This window comes from Terrabacter sp. FW104-15G4B (assembly GCF_058790095.1).
On sequence record NZ_JBYTCI010000001.1, the window covers coordinates 216,973 to 241,449 of the forward strand.

23 protein-coding genes are annotated in these 24,477 nt (G+C 70.9%); 18 read left to right on the plus strand and 5 right to left on the minus strand.

Annotated features, from left to right (window positions below; all coding sequences use genetic code 11):
* The first annotated feature begins 51 nt into the window (after positions 1 to 51).
* From AC3WRT_RS00995 to AC3WRT_RS01005, 3 genes are read left to right on the plus strand one after another with little or no spacing between them, the layout of a single operon-like run.
* Positions 52 to 1,008, plus strand: a complete 957-nt coding sequence (locus AC3WRT_RS00995; protein WP_492718034.1) for a 2-hydroxyacid dehydrogenase — start codon at positions 52 to 54, stop codon at positions 1,006 to 1,008.
* 14 nt (positions 1,009 to 1,022) lie between these two features.
* Complete coding sequence (locus AC3WRT_RS01000; RefSeq protein WP_492718036.1) at positions 1,023 to 2,105, plus strand: WD40/YVTN/BNR-like repeat-containing protein; 1,083 nt, start codon at positions 1,023 to 1,025, stop codon at positions 2,103 to 2,105.
* Positions 2,106 to 2,122: 17 nt separating this feature from the next.
* The gene (locus AC3WRT_RS01005; RefSeq protein WP_492718038.1) at positions 2,123 to 2,419 is read left to right on the plus strand and encodes a MoaD/ThiS family protein; all 297 of its coding nucleotides are present in this window, start codon (positions 2,123 to 2,125) and stop codon (positions 2,417 to 2,419) included.
* 18 nt (positions 2,420 to 2,437) lie between these two features.
* On the opposite strand, the gene AC3WRT_RS01010 is transcribed toward AC3WRT_RS01005, so the two are convergent.
* Entirely contained in the window at positions 2,438 to 3,073 is a 636-nt protein-coding gene (locus AC3WRT_RS01010; protein ID WP_492718040.1) for a TetR/AcrR family transcriptional regulator, read from the minus strand.
* Positions 3,074 to 3,132: 59 nt separating this feature from the next.
* Between AC3WRT_RS01010 and AC3WRT_RS01015 the strand changes: the two genes are divergently transcribed.
* The 4 genes from AC3WRT_RS01015 (at position 3,133) to ilvD (ending at position 8,229) form a co-directional block, all read left to right on the plus strand.
* The gene (locus tag AC3WRT_RS01015) at positions 3,133 to 3,804 is read left to right on the plus strand and encodes a hypothetical protein (RefSeq protein ID WP_492718041.1); all 672 of its coding nucleotides are present in this window, start codon (positions 3,133 to 3,135) and stop codon (positions 3,802 to 3,804) included.
* Positions 3,801 to 5,864 carry a YhgE/Pip family protein gene (locus AC3WRT_RS01020; protein ID WP_492718043.1) on the plus strand — a complete coding sequence of 688 codons (2,064 nt, stop codon included), beginning with the start codon at positions 3,801 to 3,803 and terminating at the stop codon, positions 5,862 to 5,864. Before AC3WRT_RS01015 ends, AC3WRT_RS01020 begins: the two co-directional genes overlap by 4 nt.
* A 47-nt stretch (positions 5,865 to 5,911) precedes the next feature.
* Complete coding sequence (locus tag AC3WRT_RS01025; RefSeq protein ID WP_492718045.1) at positions 5,912 to 6,445, plus strand: SixA phosphatase family protein; 534 nt, start codon at positions 5,912 to 5,914, stop codon at positions 6,443 to 6,445.
* An 83-nt stretch (positions 6,446 to 6,528) separates the two neighbouring features.
* Positions 6,529 to 8,229, plus strand: coding sequence for a dihydroxy-acid dehydratase (gene ilvD / locus AC3WRT_RS01030; RefSeq protein WP_492718047.1), 1,701 nt, complete (start codon positions 6,529 to 6,531; stop codon positions 8,227 to 8,229).
* 112 nt (positions 8,230 to 8,341) lie between these two features.
* On the opposite strand, the gene AC3WRT_RS01035 is transcribed toward ilvD, so the two are convergent.
* The 3 genes from AC3WRT_RS01035 to AC3WRT_RS01045 all read right to left on the minus strand — a co-directional run bounded on the left by AC3WRT_RS01035 (position 8,342) and on the right by AC3WRT_RS01045 (position 10,019).
* Positions 8,342 to 8,452 carry a helix-turn-helix transcriptional regulator gene (locus tag AC3WRT_RS01035; RefSeq protein ID WP_492718048.1) on the minus strand — a complete coding sequence of 37 codons (111 nt, stop codon included), beginning with the start codon at positions 8,450 to 8,452 and terminating at the stop codon, positions 8,342 to 8,344.
* Positions 8,453 to 8,597: 145 nt separating this feature from the next.
* Entirely contained in the window at positions 8,598 to 9,035 is a 438-nt protein-coding gene (locus tag AC3WRT_RS01040) for an SRPBCC family protein (RefSeq protein WP_492718050.1), read from the minus strand.
* A gap of 9 nt (positions 9,036 to 9,044) precedes the next feature.
* Complete coding sequence (locus tag AC3WRT_RS01045; protein ID WP_492718052.1) at positions 9,045 to 10,019, minus strand: GNAT family N-acetyltransferase; 975 nt, start codon at positions 10,017 to 10,019, stop codon at positions 9,045 to 9,047.
* Between the two features lie 301 nt (positions 10,020 to 10,320).
* Here AC3WRT_RS01045 and AC3WRT_RS01050 point away from each other — a divergent pair, with 301 nt between their 5' ends.
* The 4 genes from AC3WRT_RS01050 (at position 10,321) to serA (ending at position 15,641) form a co-directional block, all read left to right on the plus strand.
* A complete protein-coding gene (locus AC3WRT_RS01050) occupies positions 10,321 to 12,189 on the plus strand; it encodes an acetolactate synthase large subunit (RefSeq protein ID WP_492718054.1) in 1,869 nt (622 codons plus the stop codon).
* Between the two features lie 2 nt (positions 12,190 to 12,191).
* Positions 12,192 to 12,704 carry an acetolactate synthase small subunit gene (gene ilvN / locus AC3WRT_RS01055; protein ID WP_492718056.1) on the plus strand — a complete coding sequence of 171 codons (513 nt, stop codon included), beginning with the start codon at positions 12,192 to 12,194 and terminating at the stop codon, positions 12,702 to 12,704.
* 48 nt (positions 12,705 to 12,752) lie between these two features.
* A complete protein-coding gene (ilvC, locus tag AC3WRT_RS01060) occupies positions 12,753 to 13,781 on the plus strand; it encodes a ketol-acid reductoisomerase (protein WP_492718058.1) in 1,029 nt (342 codons plus the stop codon).
* Between the two features lie 276 nt (positions 13,782 to 14,057).
* Entirely contained in the window at positions 14,058 to 15,641 is a 1,584-nt protein-coding gene (serA, locus tag AC3WRT_RS01065; protein WP_492718060.1) for a phosphoglycerate dehydrogenase, read from the plus strand.
* Positions 15,642 to 15,752: 111 nt separating this feature from the next.
* On the opposite strand, the gene AC3WRT_RS01070 is transcribed toward serA, so the two are convergent.
* The gene (locus AC3WRT_RS01070) at positions 15,753 to 17,075 is read right to left on the minus strand and encodes an AI-2E family transporter (RefSeq protein ID WP_492718062.1); all 1,323 of its coding nucleotides are present in this window, start codon (positions 17,073 to 17,075) and stop codon (positions 15,753 to 15,755) included.
* 316 nt (positions 17,076 to 17,391) lie between these two features.
* On the opposite strand from AC3WRT_RS01070, the gene AC3WRT_RS01075 reads away from it, so the two are divergent.
* The 7 genes from AC3WRT_RS01075 to AC3WRT_RS01105 all read left to right on the plus strand — a co-directional run bounded on the left by AC3WRT_RS01075 (position 17,392) and on the right by AC3WRT_RS01105 (position 24,470).
* The gene (locus AC3WRT_RS01075; RefSeq protein WP_492718419.1) at positions 17,392 to 17,472 is read left to right on the plus strand and encodes a 3-isopropylmalate dehydrogenase; all 81 of its coding nucleotides are present in this window, start codon (positions 17,392 to 17,394) and stop codon (positions 17,470 to 17,472) included.
* 116 nt (positions 17,473 to 17,588) lie between these two features.
* Positions 17,589 to 18,653: a 3-isopropylmalate dehydrogenase gene (locus AC3WRT_RS01080; protein WP_492718064.1), complete on the plus strand. Its 1,065-nt coding sequence runs from the start codon at positions 17,589 to 17,591 to the stop codon at positions 18,651 to 18,653.
* Between the two features lie 98 nt (positions 18,654 to 18,751).
* Positions 18,752 to 19,849: a branched-chain amino acid aminotransferase gene (locus AC3WRT_RS01085; RefSeq protein ID WP_492718066.1), complete on the plus strand. Its 1,098-nt coding sequence runs from the start codon at positions 18,752 to 18,754 to the stop codon at positions 19,847 to 19,849.
* A gap of 356 nt (positions 19,850 to 20,205) precedes the next feature.
* Positions 20,206 to 20,934, plus strand: coding sequence for a FadR/GntR family transcriptional regulator (locus AC3WRT_RS01090; protein WP_492718068.1), 729 nt, complete (start codon positions 20,206 to 20,208; stop codon positions 20,932 to 20,934).
* A gap of 18 nt (positions 20,935 to 20,952) precedes the next feature.
* Entirely contained in the window at positions 20,953 to 22,320 is a 1,368-nt protein-coding gene (locus AC3WRT_RS01095; RefSeq protein WP_492718071.1) for a glutamine synthetase family protein, read from the plus strand.
* Positions 22,317 to 23,690 carry an aldehyde dehydrogenase family protein gene (locus AC3WRT_RS01100; protein ID WP_492718073.1) on the plus strand — a complete coding sequence of 458 codons (1,374 nt, stop codon included), beginning with the start codon at positions 22,317 to 22,319 and terminating at the stop codon, positions 23,688 to 23,690. The genes AC3WRT_RS01095 and AC3WRT_RS01100 overlap by 4 nt, the downstream gene beginning before the upstream one ends.
* A gap of 12 nt (positions 23,691 to 23,702) precedes the next feature.
* On the plus strand, positions 23,703 to 24,470 hold the full coding sequence (locus tag AC3WRT_RS01105; RefSeq protein WP_492718076.1) for a 3-oxoacyl-ACP reductase: 768 nt from the start codon (positions 23,703 to 23,705) through the stop codon (positions 24,468 to 24,470).
* The last annotated feature ends 7 nt before the right edge of the window (positions 24,471 to 24,477 follow it).

Here is a 24,477-nt window from a genome sequence, read left to right on the forward strand (position 1 = left end):
GCGCGCGGCGCCGACCTCCGGCCGTGCGCCCACCTTCGTTACCGTGGCGCCATGGATGCCCGTCCCCTTGTCGTGTCCGTCCCCGAGCCCGGCTACGCCGAGGCGCTCGCCGACCTCGATGGTGCGGAGGTGGTCGTCTGGGACATGAAGCAGGTACACCCGCGCGCCGGGGACATCTGCCTCGCGGTCATGCCGTACATGACGGATCTGCGCCTGGCCGACGTCACGAAGGGCCTCGACGCCCTCGAGGTCGTGCAGCTCCAGAGTGCCGGCTACGAGAAGTTCGTCGGCGAGCTGCCCGACGGGGTCAGCCTCTGCAACGCGGGAGGCGTGCACGACGCCTCCACGGCCGAGCTCGCCCTCGCGCTGACGCTGGCCTCCATCCGGGAGATCCCGCAGTTCGCGGCGTCGCAGGCGCGTTCGCGCTGGGAGCCGCTGCACCTGCGCCCGGCGCTCGCCGACCGTCGGGTGCTCGTCGTCGGCTACGGCAGGATCGGTCGCGCCGTCGCGCGCCGCTTCGCGCCCTTCGAGGTGACCGTGACGGCCGTGGCCTCGCGCGCCCGGGCCGGCGACGCGATGGTCCGGCAGGTGCACGGCATCGACGAGCTGCCCGACCTGCTCCCCGACCACGACGTCGTCGTGGTCATCGTGCCGCTCACGGACGCGACGCGCGGTCTGTTCGACGCGTCGATGCTCGGTCGTATGCCGGACGGCGCCTTGCTCGTCAACGTGGCGCGAGGTGCCGTCGTCGACACGGACGCCCTCGTTGCCGAGTGCCTCTCCGGCCGCCTGCGCGCCGCACTCGACGTGACGGATCCGGAGCCCCTTCCGGAGGATCATCCGCTCTGGACCGCGCCGGGCGTCCTCATCACCCCGCACGTCGGGGGAGCGACCGAGGCCATGCGTCCGCGGGCCATCGCGCTCGTGCGCCGGCAGGTGCAGGCGCTGCTCGCCGGCGAGCCGCTCGACAACGTCGTCGCCGGACCCTTGTCTGCCCGACACCCATAGTGGACACTGTCCACATGACCGAGACCATCGTCGCCATCGGCACGCGCAAGGGGCTCTGGATCGCCCGCAGCACCGACCGCCGGGACTGGACCCTCGAAGGTCCCCACTTCCTGATGAGCGAGGTGGCCTCGGTCGCCGTCGACACCCGTGAGGGACGATCGACCGTGCTCGCGGGAGTGAAGTCCTGGCACTGGGGCCCGACCGTCCAGGTCTCCACCGACGGCGGGCGATCGTGGACCGAGAGCGCCGAGCGTGCCCTCTCCTTCCCGAGCGACACCGACACGGCCCTCGAGCGGGTGTGGCAGCTGACTCCGGACCCCAACGACGCCGACGTCGTCTGGGCGGGCGTCGAGCCGCACGCCCTCTTCCGCAGCACCGACCGCGGGGACAGCTACGAGCTCGTCCGGGGCCTCTGGGACCACCCGCACCGACCCACGTGGGAGCCGGGCTTCGGCGGGGGAGCCGTGCACACGGTCATCCCCGAGGCAGGCCACCCCGAGAACCTGCTCGTGGCCATGAGCACCGGCGGCGTCTACCGTTCCGGCGACGGCGGCAAGACTTGGGCGCCCAGCAACCCCGGCATCCGTGCCGGGTTCGTGCCCGACAACGAGTACCCGGAGTACGGCCAGTGCGTGCACAAGGTGGCCCGGGGTCAGGGGGAGGGGGAGCTGTTCGCTCAGAACCACAACGGGGTCTACCGCTCGCATGACAACGGCGCGTCGTGGGACTCGATCGCCGACGGGCTGCCCACGGACTTCGGGTTCACCGTGCTCGCGCACCCTCGACGGGCCGGGGTGGTCTGGGTCGTCCCGGTCGCCGACTCCGGCGAGCGAATCCCGCCCGGCGCCCAGTTGCAGGTCCAGCGGTCCGAGGACGCCGGGGCCACCTGGCGCCAGCAGGCGACCGGCCTGCCCGACCACAGCTACACCTGCGTCCTGCGCGACGCCGCGTCGCTCGACGCGGCCGACCCGGTCGGCGTCTACCTCGGCACCCGCAACGGCGACGTCTTCGCGTCCGCCGACGAGGGCGAGTCCTTCCACCGCATCGCGACCCAGCTGCCCGACGTGCTTGTCGTGCGCGCCGCCCAGCTGGCTTGAGTCACAAGGGATCTGGTATGCCCTCCGCCCCCGTCCGCGTCATCCTCCCCGGCATGCTCCGCGACCTCGTCGGCGGTGTGGCCGAGCTCGAGGTGGAGTCGCCGACCGAGTCGCAGACCGTCGCCGAGCTGCTCGACCGCGCCTTCTGCGAGCACCGCATCCTCGACGGGAAGGTGCGCGACGAGCGAGGGCAGATCCGCCGCCACGTGAAGGTCTTCGTCAACGGTGAGGACGCCACGCGTGGTGACGGCGTGGGGGCCGCCGTCCCGGCCGGCGCTCGCGTCCACATCATCAACGCGGTCTCCGGGGGCTGAGGCCGGCGGGGCGGCCGGCTAGGCGCCTCGGCCGTCGACGCCGAGCAGCACCGGCAGGACGGTGCGCTCGAGCTCCCCGACGGTCAGCGAGCGGGGCTCGACGAGGCGCTGGGTCATCGACCCCTGCGCCAGCGCGATCGCCGCGCGCACGAAGAGCTCGGTCGGCATCGGTAGGGAGAGCCCCTGACGCTCGACGGCCTCGTCGACGACGGCCACGAGCTCGTCGCGGACCCGGCGCTGCTGGGTGGCCCACGCTCGTCGGGCACCGGCGTCGCGGATGGCGTGCAGGGTGAACTCGGTGGTCAGCACGACCCAGCGCTCCTGGCTGCGGGGGTCGTCGGCCAGGGCCGCGAAGACGTCGCGGAGGACGTCCTCGGCACTGGCCTGCTCGCGCTTGCTGGCCCGTCGGATCCGGTCGACCAGGGCCTCCGAGTGGCGACGGGACAGCTCGACGACGAGGTCGTCCTTCGAGCTGAAGTTCGAGTAGAAGGCCCCGCGGGTGAAGCCGGCCCGGTCGCAGATGTCCTCGACCGTGGCGCCGTGGAAGCCGCGCTCGGCGAAGACCTCGCTGGCCGCCTCGAGCACCCGGTCGCGCGTGGCCTGTCGACGGGCCGTGATGCGCGGCGCTGGGGGTGGGGCAGTGGTGGGCGGCATGCTCCAAAGGATACGCGCTCGAATTGGATACAAGGTTGGATTGGATGCATACTCGTATCGTGACTGTTCCGGAAGTGGCCCCCCATGAATCGCCCGACGCCTGGAGTGTCGTCGTCGACGACGTCAGCGTGGCCGGCACCCACGAGCCGTTCGTGCAGGGCATCGACCTCATGGCTCCTGCTGGTGAGGTGACGGTCGTGGCGACCGACCCGGGCATCCCGCAGGTCGCCCTCGCCCTGGCCATCGGCGGTCGCGTCGAGCTGCTCCGTGGCCGTGTCGCCATGGGGGGCGCCGCAGAGCGTGCGGAGCTCCAGCTGCGCACCCGCCTGGTCGATGTCACCGACGTCACCTCCCCGGAGGAGGCCATTGCGGTCCGTGCGGTCGTCCAGGAGGAGCTCGCCCTCGCCGAGCAGCCCGCGTCACGGGCCGCGGTGGCCGCCTTCCTCGCCGAGCACGACCTCGGCGACGTGGCGGGGCGTCCGTGGGGCCAGCTGCCCGCCGCGCTGCGCACGAGCCTGCTGCTCGAGCTCGGCGCCCTGCACCCACACGTGCGCGTCCTCGTCCTCGCCGGACCCGAGCGGCACGGCGGCGATGCGGCGCCCTGGCTCGAGACCTGCCATCGGCTGGCGGCGAGCGGGCTCGTCGTCATCGTCCTGACAACTGCCGCCACCGTCGCGGCGTTCGCGACCCTCGTGGTCACCCCCTCGGTCTCCAAGGAGCCGCTGGCATGAACCCCATCCGTCTCGCCGTCGCCGAGCTGCGCCGCCTCACCAGCTCGCGGCTCGCACGCCTCGCCCTCGCCGCCCTCGTGCTCATCCCCACCCTCTACGGCGGGCTCTATCTCTACGCCAACCACGACCCCTACGGCGCCTTTCCCCAGGTGCCTGCCGCCGTCGTGAGCGACGACACCGGCACGACGCTGAGCACGGGCGAGAAGCTGCAGGTGGGTGGCCAGGTCGCCGAACACCTCGTCGAGTCCAAGTCCTTCGACTGGCACCGCGTGTCGCACGCCGAGGCAATGCGCGGAGTCGACGACGGGACGTACTCGTTCGCCGTCATCCTGCCGAACACCTTCTCGGCCGACCTCGCCTCGACCGCGGAGTTCAAGCCCCGGCAGGCAACCGTCGTGCTCGAGACGAACGACGCCAACAACTACATGACCTCGATGATCGGCAACCAGGTGATCAAGCAGGTCACGGCATCGGTCGCGAGCCAGGTCAGCGAGACCGCGGCGAGCAAGCTGCTGCTCGGGTTCAGCCAAGTGCACGACCAGCTGGTCAAGGCGGCCGACGGTTCGGAGCAGCTGCGGGCCGGGGCCGCCAAGGCCGACAGCGGCGCGCACCAGCTGTCGACCGGCGCCTCGGACCTGGCGACCGGCCTGCACGACCTCGCGGACGGAGCCCGACGCCTCGAGACCGGCATCGGCCAGGCCGCCGCCGGCGCGGACGACCTCCAGGCGGGCGCCGGCCAGCTGGCATCAGGTCTCGGCACGCTGCAGTCCCGCACGTCGGGGTTGCCCGCGCAGACCGCGAAGCTCGCCGACGGCGCCGAGCAGGTCGCCGCAGGCAACCGTACGATCGCCGGCTACGGCGCCAAGGCCGCGTCGGCGTCCACCGACCTCAAGAGGCGGATCGCCGCCGACCGGGGCACCTTCCTGTCCGACCTGCGAGCACAGGGGCTCACCGATGCCCAGCTCGCCGTCGTGCAGTCGCGCCTCGATGCCATCGACGGCTACGTCGACCGTGCGGACTCGACGATCCAGTCGGCCTCGGGCGACCTCACCCGGCTGTCCCACGGAGCCGACCAGGTGGCGACCGGCGCGCGCGCCCTCGCGACGGTGACCCCCGCCCTGACCGACGGCATCGCCTCGGCCCACTCGGGCGCGATCCAGTTGCGCGACGGCGCGGGTACGCTCGCCGGAGGCCTCGAGACGCTGCAGAGTGGCGTGGCGCAGCTCTCCACGGGCGCGGACAAGGCTGCGAACGGCGGAGACTCGCTCGCCAAGGGCGCCGCCTCGCTCGCGTCAGGGCTCGACACGCTGACCGGGGGCGCCGGCGATCTCCACGCCGGCCTCGTCAAGGGGCGCGACTCCGTGCCCGACCCCACCGGCGCACAGCGCAAGGCGATGGCGCAGACCATCGGCAACCCGGTGGGCGTGTCCACCGGCTCGCTCTCCTCGGCCGGCTCCTACGGGGCGGGCCTGGCCCCGCTCTTCATGAGCCTCGCCCTGTGGATCGGCGCCTACGTGCTCTTCCTCTTCGTGCGGCCCCTGTCGACCCGGGCGCTCGCGACGAGCCAGCGCTCGGTCCGCGCCGCTCTCGGTGGATGGCTGGCGCCGGCCCTGGTCGGTCTCGTCCAGGTGGCCGCGCTCGTGCTCGTCGTCGGTCGGGGCGTCGACATCCGCATCGCACACCCCGTGCTCGCGTTCCTCTTCCTGGGCTTCACCTCCATGACGTTCGTGGCGATCCTGCACGCTCTCGCCGCACGCTTCGGCACGGTCGGAAAGTTCCTCGGCCTCGTCTTCATGGTCGTCCAGCTCGTCAGCGCCGGCGGCACCTTCCCGTGGCAGACGCTGCCCGCGCCTCTGCAAGCGGTGCACCACGTCGTGCCCATGAGCTACGCCGTCGACGGGCTCCGCCGGCTGCTCTACGGGGCCGACCTCGGACCGGTCGTGGGCTCCGTGGGGGTGCTCACGGCATACCTCCTCGCCGCGCTGGCGGTCTCGACCGTTGCCGCGCGCCGGTTGCGGATGTGGACCCCGAAGCGCATTAAGCCGGAGCTCAGCCTGTGACCGGTCCGGGCTGACAAGACCCTGCCGCCCGGAGCATGCTCGGAACCATGAGCATCGCCGCGAAGGAGAAGACCCTGGTCCTCATGCGTCATGCCAAGGCCGAGGAGGGGCTGGGCAAGGCCGACCACGACCGTGAGCTCGCGGCCCGCGGACGCCGCGACGCGAGGGCTGCGGGGAAGTGGCTGCATCGTGAGGGGCTGGTGCCCGACCTGGTCATCTGCTCCACGGCGCAGCGCACCCGGCAGACCTGGGAGGAGGCGTGCCGCGGCGGCGCCCAGGCAGAGTTCGTCGAGTTCCGTCGCAGCGTCTACGTCGGCGGGTCGGAGCAGACCCTCGAGACGGTGCGCGAGGACGGGGGAGACACGACGACCCTGCTGGTCGTCGGGCACAACCCGACCATGGCCCAGCTGACCAGCCTGCTGACGGACGGCGAGGGCTCCCGGGAGGCGCACGAGGCGCTCGGCCGAGGCTTCGTCACGAGCGGGATCGCCGTCCTGCGCTACGCCGGCGACTGGGCCGACCTCGACCTGGGCGCGTGTGCGCTGGAACGCTTCCACGTCTGCCGGGGCAGCGCCGAGTGAGCCGACCGCCGTTCCCGAGACGGGGCGCGATCAGGCCGTGAGATGCGATGTCCAGTCCGCGGACACGGTCCTATGCTGCAGGCATGACGCAGACGCCTGACATCAAGCCCCGCAGCCGCGACGTCACCGACGGTCTCGAGAAGACCGCCGCGCGGGGGATGCTCCGGGCCGTGGGACTCGGGGACGACGACTGGGCCAAGCCGCAGATCGGCGTCGCGAGCTCGTGGAACGAGATCACGCCGTGCAACCTCTCGCTCGACCGCCTTGCGAAGGCGGTCAAGGACGGGGTGCACGCCGGCGGTGGCTATCCCCTCGAGTTCGGCACCATCTCGGTGTCCGACGGCATCTCGATGGGCCACGAGGGCATGCACTTCAGCCTCGTCTCGCGCGAGATCATCGCCGACTCCGTCGAGACCGTCATGAACGCCGAGCGCCTCGACGGCTCAGTGCTGCTCGCGGGCTGCGACAAGTCGCTGCCGGGCATGCTCATGGCTGCGGCGCGCCTCGACCTCGCTTCCGTCTTCCTCTACGCCGGCACGATCCTGCCGGGCGTCGCCAAGCTCTCGGACGGCACGGAGAAGGAGGTCACGATCATCGACGCCTTCGAGGCCGTCGGTGCGTGCAACGCCGGGCTCATGTCGCGCGAGGACGTCGACGCCATCGAGCGCGCCATCTGCCCGGGCGAGGGCGCCTGCGGCGGTTTCTACACCGCCAACACCATGGCCGCGGTCGCCGAGGCCATCGGCATGTCGATCCCGGGCTCCGCCGCGCCTCCCGCGACCGACCGCCGCCGCGACATGTACGCCCGCAAGTCGGGCGAGGCCGTCGTCGAGCTGCTCCGCCGCGGCATCACCGCGCGCGACATCATGACCAAGCCCGCCTTCGAGAACGCCATCGCCGTCGTCATGGCGTTCGGTGGGTCGACCAACGCCGTCCTGCACCTGCTCGCCATCGCGCACGAGGCCGAGGTGGACCTCACCATCGAGGACTTCCGCCGCATCGGGGCGAAGGTCCCGCACCTGGCCGACGTCAAGCCCTTCGGCAGCTTCGTGATGAAGGACATCGACCACATCGGCGGCATCCCCGTCGTCATGAAGACGCTCCTCGAGGCCGGCCTGCTCGACGGTGACTGCCTCACCGTGACGGGCCGGACGATGGCGGAGAACCTCGAGGAGATCAACCCTCCGCACATCGACGGCCGCGTCATCCGTGAGATGGCCCAGCCGATCCACAAGACCGGCGGCCTGACCATCCTCACCGGCTCGCTCGCCCCCGAGGGGGCCGTCGTGAAGTCGGCGGGCTTCGACGAGTCCGTCTTCGAGGGCACCGCTCGCGTCTTCGACGGAGAGCGCGCCGCGATGGACGCCGTCGAGGACGGCTCGCTGAAGGAGAACGACGTCGTCGTCATCCGCTACGAGGGCCCCAAGGGCGGCCCCGGCATGCGCGAGATGCTCGCCGTCACCGGCGCCATCAAGGGTGCCGGGCTCGGCAAGGACGTCCTGCTCCTCACCGACGGCCGCTTCTCCGGCGGCACCACCGGCCTGTGCGTCGGGCACGTCGCGCCGGAGGCCGTCGACGAGGGCCCGATCGCCTTCGTCCGCGACGGCGACACCATCCGGCTCGACGTCGCCAACGGCACGCTCGACCTGCTCGTCGACGAGGATGAGATGGAGCGCCGTCGCTCCGAGGGTGTCACGCACCCCGAGCCGAAGTACACCCGCGGCGTCCTCGCGAAGTACCGCAAGCTCGTCGGTAGTGCGAGCCGCGGCGCCGTCTGCGGCTGACGCCTCGACCCTGCAACACACCGAGCAGGTCGCAACGCACCCGGGTCCGATCCCGGTGCGTTCGCACCTTCTCGGTGTGTTGCGGGGAGGGGGCGTATGCCGTGTGCCCGGCTCAGGTGCCGGCGTCGGGGAAGGCGCGTGGCGTGAGTCCCGTGGCCCCGCGGAACCGGCGGATGAGGTGTCGCTCGTCGCTGAAGCCGGTGGCGACCGCGATGTCGCGCACTTCGAGCCGGTGTGGACGAGCAGGTCGGTCGCGGCCGCGAGGCGGCGCGGCCCGGTGCGCGTAGGGGCCCTTGCCGGCCTCGGCGCGGAACCGGCGCCGCCAAACCGGCGCTCGGTGGTGCGCGCAGTGGCTCGGCCGGGCTCGGCTAGCGCTGGGTGGTGGCGTCGCCCAGCTCGGCCCGTGCCTTGAGCCCGGCCGCCTCCATGGCGAGATAGCGCTCGGTGAGCGAACGGTAGGCGAGACCGACGAGCGAGCCCAACCATCCGGACTGGGTGATCGAGAGCGTCGCCCGGCAGCTGGCCGGTCCCGTGGCCTCGACGCCGTGCCGGCCCGTCGTGAGGATGCCGGGACCACTTGCCTGCCAGGTGAACTCGTGGCCCTCGGTCAGGCTGGTGACGGTCCAGACAGTCGTGGGGATCCGCGGCTGCTCGATCCGCGCCCGCGCCCCGACCCGCAGCTGGCCGTCGAGGAGCGTGACGGAGCGGATCGACGCCGTCCACTCCGGCCAGCGCTCGACGTCGCGCATGATGACCCAGGCCAGCCCGGCCGGTGCCTCGATCTCGATGCTCGTGGCCTGGTCCACGACGCCTCCTCAGTCCTGGCTCGCCGCCGGCTCCGGGGCCACGTCGACCGCCCAGTGCCGCCAGACCGACGTGACCTGCATGCCGACCTTCTCATAGAGCCCCAGCGCGCCGGTGCGGGAGTCGGTGGACAGCTCCGACCGCTCTCCGCCGTTCCTGCGCCCGACCTCGAAGGCGTCGACGAGGAGGGCACGAGCGAGGCCCCGTCCGCGCAGGTCGCGCCGGACGGCGAGCTTGTCGACGTAGGCGGAGCCGTTCGACACGACGACGAACGCCATCCCGACGACCTCGTCGTCGGGATCCACCATGAGCCGCAGCTGCCAGGGCTGGTAGCCCGGCCGCTGGGTGACGGTGGCGGACCACTCCTCGAAGGTCGCCCGCCCGCGGTCGGACCACTCGAGGAACGCGTCCTCGTTGACGGCCCACGCGGCGCGGAGGTCGGCCTCGTCGCGAGGGTCGCGGACGGCATACGCCTCGGGGATCGGTTGCGGCGCAATGGCGCGGCCGGCCGGGAGCTCGAGGACCCACGACGTCCACAGCGCGCGGTAGCCGAGGGACTCGAGCAGTCGCTCGCCGGGGGAGTCGCCGGGGACGGGCTGCCCCACGAGCGAGCCCCCGTCGCGAGCGGCGACGGAGCGCGTCCAGCGCGAGAGCGCGGTCCCGATCCCACGGCCTCGGTATGCCGGGTCGACCGCGGCGTCGGCCCACCGTGCCTTGTAGACCTCGGCGTAGGCGACGAGCCGGTCCCCGTCGAGGACCCCGACGGACTGCGTCGGCAGGTCGAAGGCCGGTCGCTGCCAGTCGCCGACGATGTCGGCCTCCTCGATGAACGCCTCGCCGAGGTCGTGCTGCTCGCACGCCGCCATGAGCGTCGTGACGGCCGCGGCGTCGTGCCGCTTCAGCGGCCGCGTCGTCAGGCCCCCAGCGGTCTCCGGCAGGTGCAGCGCGAGGGCCGTCGAGGGCCCCACGAGGGGAGTGTTCGCCATGCCGGCAAGTGTCCCGAGGGGCTTCGGTCCCCGACAACCGACTTTCCGATGGCCACGGAAAGTGACAGTGGGTGAGATCACGATGCCACATGCTGAGATGCGCACATCGGTCGATTGACACCACTGGGGCTTGGTAGGACGGTTGTCACGTGCCCCGACTCCTCGTACTTCCCTAGCGCGCCGACCAGCTCAACGGTCAGCGCGCCCCCTTCCGTCCCACCGCGGGACCGAAGGGTTTTTTTGTGGCTGGAGTCAGCCCGAACCGGCAGGACCACGAAGTGCCCGACAGAAGGAAGAGATCGTGAGCGACACGACGAAGCAGGCGCCCTCGCCCGCCGACGTGGCCTCCCTGGCCCGTCCCCGACCGTCGGCGGAGGCGAGGCCCGCGCCGGCCGTCGAACCCGTCGCGCCGGTCCGTCAGGTCACCGGGGCCCAGGCGCTCGTCCTCTCGCTCGAGGCCATCGGCTGCGACACCGTCTTCGGCATCCCGGGCGGCGCGATCCTCCCCGCCTACGACCCGATGCTCGACTCCAAGAAGGTCCGCCACATCCTCGTGCGCCACGAGCAGGGCGCCGGCCACGCAGCGGAGGGGTACGCCTCGGCGACCGGCAGGGTCGGTGTCTGCATGGCGACCTCGGGCCCCGGTGCGACCAACCTCGTGACACCGCTCGCGGACGCCCACATGGACTCTGTTCCGGTCGTGGCGATCACCGGCCAGGTCGCGAGCGCGGCCATCGGCACGGACGCCTTCCAGGAGGCCGACATCCGCGGCATCACGATGCCCATCACGAAGCACAACTACCTCGTGACCGACCCCGCGAAGATCCCCCAGGCCATCGCCGAGGCGTTCCACGTCGCGAGCACCGGTCGCCCCGGCCCGGTCCTCGTCGACATCAGCAAGGACGCCCTCCAGGCGGCGACCACCTTCAGCTGGCCGCCGCAGATCGACCTGCCGGGCTACCGGCCGGTGCTGCGCCCGCACGGCAAGCAGATCCGGGAGGCGGCGCGCCTCATGGCGGCTTCGAAGCGCCCGATCCTCTACGTCGGCGGTGGCGTCGTGCGGGCCAGGGCGAGTGAGTCGCTGCGTCGCCTCGTCGAGCTGACCGACATCCCTGTCGTCACGACGCTCATGGCGCGCGGCACGGTGCCCGACAGCGAGCCGCTCAACCTCGGCATGCCCGGCATGCACGGGACCGTCGCCGCCGTCACCGGCCTGCAGAAGTCAGACCTCATCATCGCCCTCGGCGCCCGCTTCGACGACCGGGTCACGGGCCAGCTGTCGAGCTTCGCCCCGCACGCCAAGGTGATCCATGCCGACATCGACCCGGCCGAGATCTCGAAGAACCGCATCGCCGACGTGCCGATCGTGGGTGACGTGGGCGAGGTCATTCGCGACCTCATCGAGCAGGTGACCCTCGACCGGGCAGCCGCAGACGACGACGCCGAGGGCTGGGACTTCGGCGCCTGGCGCGAGCGCGTCGCCGACTGGAAGAAGACCTTCCCGCTCGGCTATGCCGACAGCGAGGACGACACCCTGTCCCCGCAGTACGTCATCGAGCGCATCGGCGCCCTCAGCGGGCCGGAGGCCACGTACGTTGCGGGCGTCGGGCAGCACCAGATGTGGGCCGCGCAGTTCGTGCAGTACGAACGCCCCAACGCCTGGATCAACTCCGGCGGCCTCGGCACGATGGGCTTCTCGGTGCCGGCGGCCATGGGCGCCAAGGTCGCCGAGCCGGAGCGCACCGTCTGGGCGATCGACGGCGACGGCTGCTTCCAGATGACCAACCAGGAGCTGGCGACCTGCGTCATCAACAACATCCCGATCAAGGTCGCGATCATCAACAACAGCTCGCTCGGGATGGTCCGTCAGTGGCAGACGCTCTTCTACAACGAGCGCTACTCCAACACCGACCTCCAGCCGATGAGCCAGCGCGTGCCCGACTTCGTCAAGCTCGCCGACGCATACGGCTGCCTCGGCCTGCGCGCCGAGACGCCGGAGGAGGTCGACGCCGTCATCAAGCAGGCCCTCGAGACCAACGACCGACCCGTCGTCATCGACTTCATCGTCCACCGCGACGCCATGGTGTGGCCGATGGTGCCGGCGGGCGTCAGCAACGACATGATCCAGGCGGCGCGCCACGAGGCGCCCGTCTGGGAGCGGGAGGACTGAGCATGAGCAAGCACACCCTGTCCGTCCTCGTCGAGGACAAGCCCGGCGTCCTGACCCGCGTCGCCGCGCTCTTCTCGCGTCGGGGCTTCAACATCAACTCCCTCGCCGTGGGCCCGACCGAGCTGGCCGACATCTCCCGGATCACCGTCGTCGTCGAGGTCGAGGGCGCCGCCCTGGAGCAGGTGACGAAGCAGCTCAACAAGCTCATCGAGGTCCTCAAGGTCGTCGAGCTCGAGGCACACGCCTCCGTCCAGCGCGAGATCCTGCTCGTCAAGGTCCGCGCCGACCCGGCCACGCGCAGCCAGGTCATCGACACGATCCAGCTCTTCAAGGCCAAGGTCGTCGACGTGACCACCGACGCCGTCGTCATCGAGGCGACCGGCAACTCCGACAAGCTCCGCGCGCTGCTCGACGTGCTCGAGCCGTTCGGCATCAAGGAGCTCGTCCAGTCCGGCATGGTCGCCGTCGGCCGGGGGTCGCGCTCGATCACCGACCGGAGCCTGCGCAGCGCCTGACGCCACCACCAGACCCACCGCACACCGCAACCGAAGGAGAAGGCCACCATGGCCGAGATGTTCTACGACGACGACGCCGACCTGTCGATCATCCAGGGCAAGAAGGTCGCCGTCATCGGCTACGGCAGCCAGGGCCACGCACACGCGCTCAACCTGCGTGACTCGGGGGTCGACGTCCGCGTCGGCCTCGCCGAGGGCAGCAAGAGCAGGGCCAAGGCCGAGGCCGAGGGCCTGCCGGTCAGCTCCGTCGCCGACGCGGTCCGCGAGGCCGACCTCGTCGTCATCCTGACGCCCGACCAGGTGCAGCGCACCGTCTACGCGAACGACATCCAGCCCAACCTCAAGGACGGCGCTGCTCTGCTCTTCGGGCACGGCTTCAACATCCGCTTCGGCTACATCAAGCCGGAGGCCGACGCCGACGTCCTCATGGTGGCCCCCAAGGGTCCCGGACACATCGTGCGCCGCGAGTTCGCCGACGGCCGTGGCGTGCCCGTGCTGCTTGCTGTCGAGCAGGACGCCTCCGGCACTGCCTGGGACCTGGCCAAGGCATACGGCAAGGCCATCGGGGGCCTGCGCGCGGGCGGCATCAGGACGACGTTCACCGAGGAGACCGAGACCGACCTCTTCGGCGAGCAGGCGGTGCTCTGCGGTGGCGCCAGCCAGCTCGTGATGTACGGCTTCGAGACGCTCGTCGAGGCGGGCTACCAGCCCGAGGTCGCCTACTTCGAGTGCCTGCACGAGCTCAAGCTCATCGTCGACCTCATGATCGAGGGCGGCATCGCCAAGCAGCGCTGGTCGGTCTCCGACACGGCGGAGTACGGGGACTACGTGTCGGGTCCGCGCGTCATCGACCCGCACGTCAAGGAGAACATGAAGGCCGTCCTCACGGACATCCAGAACGGCACCTTCGCGAAGCGCTTCATCGACGACCAGGACGCCGGCGCGCCGGAGTTCAAGCAGCTGCGCGAGAAGGGTGCCCAGCACCCGATCGAGGCGACAGGTCGCGAGCTGCGCCAGCTGATGGCGTGGGTCAAGCAGACCGACGCCGACTACGTCGAGGGGTCAGCCGCGCGCTGACCCGTCCACACGGCTCGACGGCCGGCCGCCCGTTCGTGGGGTGGCCGGCCGTCGGCGTCGGGGGCGGACTCACCCGGTTGCGTGTCCGGCATACGGACTCGGCGTTCCAGTGACTGATACGGCTACCGGCGCGCGTGGCGCTGTTCACATGTTGGTTACGTCGCGTGATTCCCGGCGGGTAAGCCCCTAGACTCGCCGACGGCACACCGCGGTGCCTCCGACGGCCCGCGCCCCGACGTGCGTGCGGCCCCGCACCCGTCCGGAAGGGATTCCCCTGTGAGCAAGCCCGTTGTCCTCATCGCCGAAGAGCTGTCACCCGCCACGATCGAGGCACTGGGACCCGACTTCGAGGTCCGTTCGGCCGATGGAGCCAACCGCGCAGAGCTGCTCCCGGCACTCGCCGACGTCGACGCGGTGCTGATCCGCTCGGCCACCAAGATGGACGCCGAGGCGATCACCGCCGCCAAGCAGCTCAAGGTCATCGCCCGCGCCGGTGTCGGTCTCGACAACGTCGACGTGCAGTCGGCCACGCAGGCGGGCGTCATGGTCGTCAACGCGCCGACCTCCAACATCACCTCGGCGGCCGAGCTCGCCGTGGGCCTGCTCCTCGCGACGGCACGCAACATCGCCCCGGCCAACCAGGCCCTCAAGGACGGCGCCTGGAAGCGCAGCAAGTACTCCGGCGTCGAGCTGCTCGACAAGACGGTCGGCGTCGTGGGGCTCGGCCGCATCGGCGCCCTCGTCGCCGAGCGCCTCAAGGGCTTCGGCATGAAGATCGTCGCCTACGACCCCTACGCCTCGCCCGCGAAGGCCGGCCAGCTCGGCGCCCAGCTCGTCGGCCTCGACGAGCTGCTCGCCCAGTCCGACTTCATCACGATCCACCTGCCGAAGACGCCCGAGACCCTCGGCCTCATCGGCGAGGAGGCCCTGACCAAGGTCAAGCCCTCCGTCCGCATCATCAACGCCGCTCGCGGCGGCATCGTCGACGAGGCCGCTCTGGCGCGGGCCATCGCCGAGGGCCGCGTCGCCGGCGCCGGCATCGACGTCTTCGCCACCGAGCCGACGACCGAGTCGCCGCTGTTCGCGCACGAGTCGGTCGTCGTCACGCCGCACCTCGGTGCCTCGACCGACGAGGCGCAGGAGAAGGCGGGCATCGCGGTGGCCAAGTCGGTGCGCCTGGCGCTCGGCGGCGAGCTCGTCCCCGACGCCGTCAACGTCTCCAGCGGCTTCATCGCCGAGGAGGTCCGCCCGGGGATCCCGCTGGTGGAGAAGCTCGGCCGCATCTTCACCGCCGTTGCCGGCAGTGTCCCGGCCCAGCTCGACGTCGACGTGCGCGGTGAGATCACGGCCCACGACGTCGACGTGTGGAAGCTCGTCGCGCTCAAGGGGCTGTTCACCGACGTCGTCGAGGATGCCGTCACCTACGTCAACGCTCCCGTGCTCGCCGAGCAGCGTGGCTGCGTCGTGCGCCTCGTCACCGATCCCGACTCGGGGGACTTCCGCAACGTCACGACGCTGCGCGGCACGCTCGCCGACGGCACGGTGGTCTCGGTCTCGGGCACGCTGACCGGTCCGAAGATGGTCGAGAAGCTCGTCGGGGTCAACGGCTACGATCTCGAGGTCCCGCTCTCCGAGCACATGCTCGTCTTCGAGTACTCCGACCGACCCGGCGTCATCGGCGCGGTCGGCCGCATCCTCGGTGATGCCGGCATCAACATCGGCGGCATGCAGGTATCGCGGCAGGAGGACCAGGCCATCGGCGTGCTCAACGTCGACAGCGCGGTCCCGGCTGCGGTGGCCGCCCAGCTCGCCGAGGTCGTGGAGGCCACGACGTTCTCGGTCGTCGACCTGCAGGACTGAGCGGTCGGCGCGGACGCGCCACGCACGTATGCCGCTGGGCGGGCACCGACCGGAGCGATCCGACGGGTGCCCGCCCAGCCGCATACCCCCGCTCACCACTCGGCTGGTTGGTCAGCGGGGCGGGGATCCTTGGGTCTGGGCACGGTCGTCCTCCTGTGCTCCTTCGTGCTTCTTCCCCTCTTGGGCGTCGCGGTCCGAGGAGTCGGGCTCACTCACCTCGAGGCCCGCAAGCTCGGGGACGAGCTCGTGACGCTTGCTGAAGGTGTCGATGATCGCGAGGGCGACGGCGGCGATCGGGATGCCGATGAGCGCGCCGATGGGACCGAACAGCGCGGCGCCGGCGATGACCGAGCCCAGGGCGACCGCGGGGTGGACGTCCATGGTGCGGCGGCTGATGCGGGGGGTGAAGACGTAGTTCTCGACCTGCTGGTAGACAGTTGCGAAGATCACGATCCACACGGCGTTGATCGGCTTGTCCAGGAGGGCGAAGAGCGCCGGGAGAGCCACCCCGATGTAGGTGCCGATGGTCGGGATGAACTGACCGACGATGCCCGCGAAGATGCCGAGCGGCAGCCAGAAAGGCACGTCGATGAACCAGAAGAACGTCGCGTGGAAGACGGACGAGAGGCTGGCGAGGACGAGCTTGGAGACGACGTAGCCGCCCGTCTTCTCGACCGAGATGGTCCAGACGGTGATGAAGACGCGCTGGTAGCGCTGCGGGAGCCAGGAGCCGATGGTCTGGCGCAGCCGCGGGCTGTCCGCCGAGAGGTAGTAGGCGAAGACGAGGATCGTCAGGGCGTCGAAGAGGAAGGCGAGCACCGAGCCGAAGATGCCGATGATGCCGCCGCCGTACTTGCCGGCGAGCTCGCCCAGCTTGTCGGGCGTCAGGCGAAGGCCCTGCTGGATCTGGCTGATGTCGAACGTCGTGCCGAAGACCGAGTTGGCCCAGTTGATGGCGTTGGTCACCGCGGCGGGAAGCTGTGAGCCGAGCTCGGACAGCTGCGAGACGAACACCTGGCCGAAGAGCTCGGCGAGCCCCGCGAAGAGCAGCAGCAGCCCCAGCATGGTCAGGCCGGTGGCGAGCCCACGTTTGAGCCCCCGGTTGCTGAGCCACTTCACGACCGGCTCCATCGCGATCGACAGCAGCCACGCGAGCAACAGCAGGAAGAGGAAGCTGCCCATCGCCTGGAAGGCCCAGGTGGCGATCCCGAGCAGGACGACCCCCGTCAGCACGATGATGGTCACGCGGCGCGCGTTGCCGGGTGTGATGGCGATCCACCGGGCCTCTTCGTCGAAGGGGACTCCGGGCACGGCGTGCGGTGCGTGCGGGGCCGCCGCCGCAGGCGCAGCCGCGACGGCTGGCCGCTCCTCGGCAGGGTGGCCGGACGGGCCGGGGGACCGCTCGGCGAAGGGATCGGAATGCTCGGCGCTCACCCAGCGAGCGTACGGCGCGGGTGCTCGTGAACGGGGGATGCGCGCGGCGGCGGCGGACGAGCGACCGCCGGGACGTGACTGACCGCCAGTCGGACACCGCGTCTCACGTTCTGGAAACCCCCTTTACCGGTGGGTAGCCCGGCGTACGGTGAAACGCATGACGCGGCAGGTCGTACTCATTCCCAGCCGCGGCGAGTCCAGGTAGTCAGCAACCTCGCCGCGGAGACCCCGCGCACCCTCCTGCTGACCGGTTCGCCCACCAGGGCTGGAGCCACCTGAGACGACAACCGCACGACAACCGAGAGACGTGATCACCATGAGCGAAGACGCCAGGGCCGCCCGTCAGGCGCTGCAGGAGTCGATGGACCTGCGCGACCAGGGCCACACCGAGGACTGACCGCCACCAGACAGCTCACGAAGGCCCCCGCCCCTCCGGCCGGGGGCCTTCGTCATGCCTCTCTCACTCACTGAGACGTCAGTCCCACATCACAAGACGGCACCTAGGCTGGCAACATGGCACAGACGCAGGTCAGGGACGCCTACTCCATCGCCGTGATCGGCGGTGACGGCATCGGTCCGGAGGTCGTCGCGGAGGGCCTGAAGGTCCTTGACGCCGTCACGGGTGACGGGGGCCCGAAGTTCGCGACGACGGAGTACGACCTCGGCGCCAGGCGCTGGCACGACACCGGCGAGACGCTGCCCGAGTCGGTGCTCGCCGAGCTCCGCGACCACGACGCGATCCTGCTGGGCGCCATCGGTGACCCCAGCGTGCCCAGCGGCGTCCTCGAGCGCGGCGTGCTCCTACCGCTGCGTTTCGCGCTCGACCACTACGTCAACCTCCGCCCCGCCAAGCTCTTCCCGGGGGTCTCCAGCCCCCTCGACGTCGCCCGCGTCGCCCCGAACGGCATCGACTTCGTCGTCGTCCGGGAGGGCACCGAGGGCCCCTACACCGGCAACGGCGGTGCGCTGCGCGTCGGCACCCCCGCGGAGATCGCGACCGAGGTGAGCGTCAACACCCGCTACGGGGTCGAGCGGGTTGTGCGCGACGCCTTCGCCCGCGCCCAGGCCCGACCCCGCCGGCACCTGACGCTCGTGCACAAGCACAACGTGCTCACGTATGCCGGTCACCTCTGGCGCCGGACGGTCGAGGAGGTCGGTGCAGAGTTCCCTGACGTCGAGACGGCTTACCAGCACGTCGACGCCGCCACCATCTTCATGGCGACCGACCCCGGCCGCTTCGACGTCATCGTGACCGACAACCTCTTCGGCGACATCCTCACCGACATCGCGGCCGCCATCGCCGGCGGCATCGGGCTCGCCGCGTCGGGCAACATCAACCCGGCGCGCACGACCCCGAGCATGTTCGAGCCGGTCCACGGGTCCGCTCCCGACATCGCGGGGCAGTCCAAGGCCGACCCGACCGCGGCGATCCTCTCGGTGGGCATGCTGCTCGCCCATCTGGGACTCGAACCGGAGGCGGCACGGGTCGAGGCCGCCGTCGCAGCCGACCTGGCCGAGCGCGGGAACGGCGTACGCAGCACCACCACCGTCGGCGACGCGGTGGCGGCGCGGCTCTGAGGCAGGTCGCCCGGCGCTCGGGGCGGGTGTCTCATCTCAAGATGTGGGCGGTAGCCTGACGTCGGATCACCGCTGTTCTTGCCTTCTGGAGGTTTGTCATGACCCAGCTGTCCTTCGAGGTCACCCGCCGCGAGGAGGCCACCTCGCCGGAACGGATCGCCGAGATCCTGAAGGACCCCGGCTTCGGCAAGACCTTCACCGACCACATGGTCGTCGCCACGTGGACCGCGGACGGCGGTTGGGCCGATGCCCAGGTCCGCCCCTACGGCCCCTTCCAGCTCGACCCTGCGGCGGCGGTGCTTCACTACGCCCAGGAGATCTTCGAGGGCATGAAGGCCTACCGTCACGCCGACGGCTCGATCTGGACCTTCCGCCCCGAGGCGAACGCCGAACGATTCGCCCGCTCCGCCCGGCGGCTGGCGCTGCCGGCGCTTCCCGAGGCGGACTTCATCGAGTCGCTGCGGCAGCTCGTCGAGGTCGACCAGGCGTGGGTGCCGGCCGGTGACGCGGGGGAGAAGAGCCTCTACCTGCGTCCCTTCATGTTCGCGTCCGAGGCCTTCCTCGGGGTGCGGCCCGCCCAGCAGGTCACGTACTCCGTCATCGCCTCCCCGGCAGGCGCCTACTTCTCCGGCGGCCTCAAGCCCGTCACCCTGTGGATCTCCACCGACTACGCCCGTGCGGGCGAGGGTGGCACCGGCGCTGCGAAGTGCGGCGGCAACTACGCCAGCTCGCTCGCCGGCCAGCTCGAGGGCATCGAGCACGGCTGCGACCAGGCTGTCTTCCTCGACTCCTCGACGCACACCTACATCGAGGAGCTGGGCGGGATGAACCTCTTCCTCGTGACGAGGGACGGGCGCATCATCACGCCCGAGCTCACCGGCACGATCCTCGAGGGCGTCACTCGCAGCTCCGTCCTCGAGATCGCCAAGGAGCTCGACCTCGAGCCCGAGGAGCGGCGCATCCCGATCGAGGAGTGGAAGGAGGGGGCCGCGAACGGCGACATCGTCGAGATCTTCGCCTGTGGCACGGCCGCCGTTGTCACCCCGGTGGGCGAGCTGCGCTGGGACGGCGGCTCCGTCGACCACCGCCACGACGGGCACGAGGACCGCTACGCCGAGGCCATCCGCGCCAAGCTGCTCGACATCCAGTACGGCCGTGCAGAAGACTCGCACGGCTGGCTCACCCGGCTGGTCTGAGCCGGGGCGGCCGGCTGGACGGGTCGTGCTCGTGCCAGAGGGATCGCCGCGACGGGCCTGGTCGTCAGCGCCAACGGCGCCTTCGACCACGAGGTGCGGACGCGTTCGGTCGTGGCCGCCTACCCCTGCCGCGGGCCCTGCTGCTCGAGATGGTGGGCGACCTGCGCGAGGCCGTGCCCGCCATCGGCTTCAGTGCGGAGCTGAGCAACGGCGTGCACACCGAGCCGGGCTGTCCGGAGCTGACGCTCGCTGGGTGCCCGCCGGCCTCGTGCCCACGCCGGTGGTGGGCGCCGACACGCCTAATGGTTCTTTGTCGGACCATTGACGAGCCGGGGGTGACGGTATTGGATCTACCTGTGAGCGCAGCCGTCCGACAGCCGTCCCTCCCGGACGTCGTGCTGCGACCCGCCAACGGCAACGTCTTCGAGGGCACGGTCGAGCAGCTCGCGACCGCGATCCGGCTCGGCGTCTTCGCCCGCGGCGAACAGCTGCCGCCCGAACGTGACCTTGCCGACCGCCTCGGCGTCAGCCGCAACACCCTCCGCGAGGCCATCGCGGCGCTGCGCGACTCGGGCCTCGTGACGACCCGGCGGGGCCGCGGCGGCGGCACCTGGGTCACCGATGCCGCGGAGCTGCCGTCGAGCGCCTCGGGCGTCCTCGTGCGCGGCGGCGCCGCCATGAGCGACGCCCTGACCTTCCGCCGCGTCGTCGAGCCCGGCGCCGCGTGGCTAGCAGCCACCCAGCCACTGGCGGCGGACCAGCGGGCCTGGCTGGCGGACAGCCTTGCCGCGGTCGACGATGCCGTGGACACCGCGGCCCACCGGGTCGCGGACTCGCGCCTGCACCTGGCCGTCGCGACGCTGTCGGGCTCGCCGATGCTCATCGACGCCGTCACCCGGTCGCAAGCGGCCCTGCACGACATGCTCATGGCGATCCCCGTCCTGCGCCGCAACATCGAGCACTCGAACGCCCAGCACCACGAGATCGTCGGGGCCATCCTCGGCGGCAACGCGGAACGGGCCCGGGCGGTCATGGAGGAGCACTGCGATGCCACCACGGCACTGCTGCGCGGCCTCATCGGCTAGACCACAGGAAGGCAGGACATGGCACGACCACCGATCCTCACCGTCGACCGGCTCCGCGAGGAGATCGAGTGCGGCGACATCGACACCGTCGTCGTGGCCTTCACCGACATGCAAGGGCGACTGCAGGGCAAGCGGCTGCACGGCCACTACTTCCTCGACCACGTCCTCGACGACGGCACCGAGGGCTGCAACTACCTGCTTGCCGTCGACGTCGACATGAACACCGTCGACGGCTACGCCATCTCCTCGTGGGAGCGCGGCTACGGAGACATGTTCTTCGACCTCGACCTCTCGACGCTGCGCCGCACGCCCGGCAGCCCCCACTCGGCGACCGTCCAGTGCGACCTCACCTGGCTCGACAGCAGCGGGCCGGTCGTCCAGTCCCCGCGCTCGATCCTCAAGGCGCAGGTCGACCGTGCCGCCGCGCTGGGGATGGCCGCCCACTGCGGCACCGAGCTCGAGTTCATCGTCTTCCAGGAGTCCTACGATCAGGCGTGGGACGCCGGCTACACCGGCCTGACGCCCGCGAACCGCTACAACGTCGACTACTCGATCCTCGGCGGCGACCGCGTCGAGCCGCTGCTCCGCGACATCCGCAACCAGATGTATGCCGCGGGCGCCGTCGTCGAGAGCGCCAAGGGGGAGTGCAACTACGGCCAGCACGAGATCGGCTTCCTGTTCGACACGGCGGTGCGCACGTGCGACAACCACGTCATCTACCGCAACGCCGCCAAGGAGATCGCGGCCCACCACGGGCAGTCGCTGACGTTCATGGCGAAGTACGACGGGCGCGAGGGCAGCTCCTGCCACATCCACCTGTCGCTGCGGGGGCTGGACGGCCGGACGGTTTTCGTCGACGAGGACCGCGAGCACGGGCACAGCGCGACGTTCGAGCACTTCCTCGCCGGCATCCTCGCGACCCAGCGGGAGCTGACCTACTTCTATGCGCCGAACATCAACTCCTACAAGCGTTTCGCATCGTCGAGCTTCGCTCCGACAGCTGTCGCCTGGGGTCGTGACAACCGCACCTGCGCCCTGCGCGTCGTCGGCCACCGCGCGGGCCTGCGGGTCGAGAACCGCGTCGGGGGCGGCGACCTGAACCCCTACCTCGCCGTCGCGGCGATGCTCGCGGGCGGGCTGCACGGCATCGAGAACGAGCTCGCGCTCGAGCCCGCCCTCGAGGGGAACGCGTACACCTCCGACAAGCCGCGCGTGCCCTCGACGTTGCAGGAGGCCCGCAACCTGCTCGCCGACTCGGCCATCGCCCGGGCGGCCTTCGGCGACGCAGTCGTCGAGCACTACGTCAACGCCGCCGACGTCGAGCTCATCGCCTTCAACGCAGCGGTCACCGACTGGGAGCGCAGGAGAGGATTCGAGCGACTGTGACCACCACCCACGAGATCATCAACCCGGCGACCGAGGAGGTCGTCGCCACCGTGCCGCTCGCTTCGGTCGACGAGGCAGACGAGGCCATCGCCCGCGCCCGCGCGGCTGCACCCGCGTGGGCGTCGGTGACACCCGCTGATCGTGGCCTGCTCCTGCGGCGCTTCTCGGACCTCGTCGGGGAGCGCCAGGAGGAGCTGGCGCAGCTCGAGGTCGCGAACGCCGGCCACACCATCGGCAACGCCCGGTCGGAGGCGGGCAACGTCCGTGACGTGCTGGCCTACTACGCGGCGGCGCCCGAGCGGAACTTCGGCCGGCAGATCCCCGTCGCCGGGGGCATCGACGTCACGTTCCGGGAGCCCATCGGCGTGGTCGGCATCATCGTGCCGTGGAACTTCCCGATGCCGATCGCCGGCTGGGGTTTCGCCCCCGCCCTGGCGGCGGGCAACACGGTCGTGCTCAAGCCGGCCGAGCTCACCCCTCTCACCGCGCTCCGGCTCGGGCAGCTGGCCCTCGAGGCAGGCCTGCCCGAAGGGGTTCTCACCGTCGTCGCGGGCAGCGGCTCCGTCGTCGGGGAGCGGTTCGTCACCCACCCCGACGTCCGCAAGATCTGCTTCACCGGGTCCACCGCCGTCGGGCAGCGGATCATGCGCGGGGCGGCCGACCAGATCAAGCGCGTCACCCTCGAGCTCGGCGGCAAGAGCGCCAATCTCGTCTTCGCCGACGCCGACGTCGAGCTGGCCGCTGCGCGGGCGCCCTACGGCGTCTTCGACAACGCCGGCCAGGACTGCTGTGCCCGCAGCCGCATCCTCGTCGAGCGCAGCGTGCTCGACACCTTCCTGGAGCACTTCGAGACGGCAGTGCGCGGCGTCGTCGTCACCGACCCCCTGGACGAGAGTGCCGAGATGGGGCCGCTCATCAGCTCCGGGCAGCGCGACACAGTTCGCTCCTACGTCGAGGACGCCACCGAGGCCGTCGACGTCGCCTTCCGCGGCAACGCCCCGGACGGCAGCGGCTACTGGTACGCCCCCACCGTCGTGCTGCCCAGGTCGACCACCGACCGCGTCTGGCAGCAGGAGGTGTTCGGGCCGGTCGTCGCCGTGATGCCGTTCGACGACGAGGCCGACGCGGTCGCCAAGGCCAACGACACGGCATACGGCCTCTCGGGATCGATCTGGACCCGGGACCTCGGGCGCGGCCTGCGCGTCGCGCGCGGCGTCGAGGTGGGCAACCTCTCGGTGAACTCGCACAGCAGCGTGCGCTACTCGACCCCGTTCGGCGGCTTCAAGCAGAGCGGCATCGGCCGTGAGCTCGGACCCGACGCGCTCGACGCGTTCACCGAGCTCAAGAACGTCTTCATCTCCACGGACTGAAGGGAGCTCCCCATGGCAGGCAGGCTCGACGGCAAGGTCGCGGTCATCACGGGCGGGTGCTCGGGCATCGGGCTCGCGACGGTGCGTCGCTTCGCCGAGGAGGGCGCCAAGGTCGTCATCGGCGACCTCGACGAGGTGAACGGCCCGCGCATCGCGCAGGAGGCCTGCGGAACCTTCCTGCGGGTGGACGTCGTGAGCAAGGAGGACGTCGACACCCTCTTCCGAACCGCCAAGGAGACGTACGGCTCGGTCGACATCGCCTTCAACAACGCCGGCATCAGCCCGCCGGAGGACGACTCGATCCTCGACACCGACCTCGATGCGTGGCGCCGGGTGCAGGAGGTCAACCTCACCTCCGTCTACCTGTGCTGCAAGGCCGCCCTGCCCTACATGCTCGAGCAAGGAAAGGGCTCCATCATCAACACCGCCTCGTTCGTCGCCGTCATGGGCGCGGCCACCTCGCAGATCTCCTACAGCGCCAGCAAGGGCGGCGTGCTCTCGATGTCGCGAGAGCTCGGCGTGCAGTTCGCCCGCAAAGGCGTCCGGGTCAACGCCCTCTGCCCCGGGCCGGTCAACACGCCGCTGCTGCAGGAGCTGTTCGCCAAGGACGAGGAGCGCGCCGCCCGACGGCTCGTCCACGTCCCGATGGGGCGCTTCGGGGAGCCCGAGGAGATGGCCGACGCCGTGCTCTTCCTGGCCTCCGACGAGTCCAGCTTCATCACCGCCTCGACCTTCCTCGTCGACGGCGGCATCTCCGGCGCCTACGTGACGCCACTCTGAGAGGCCG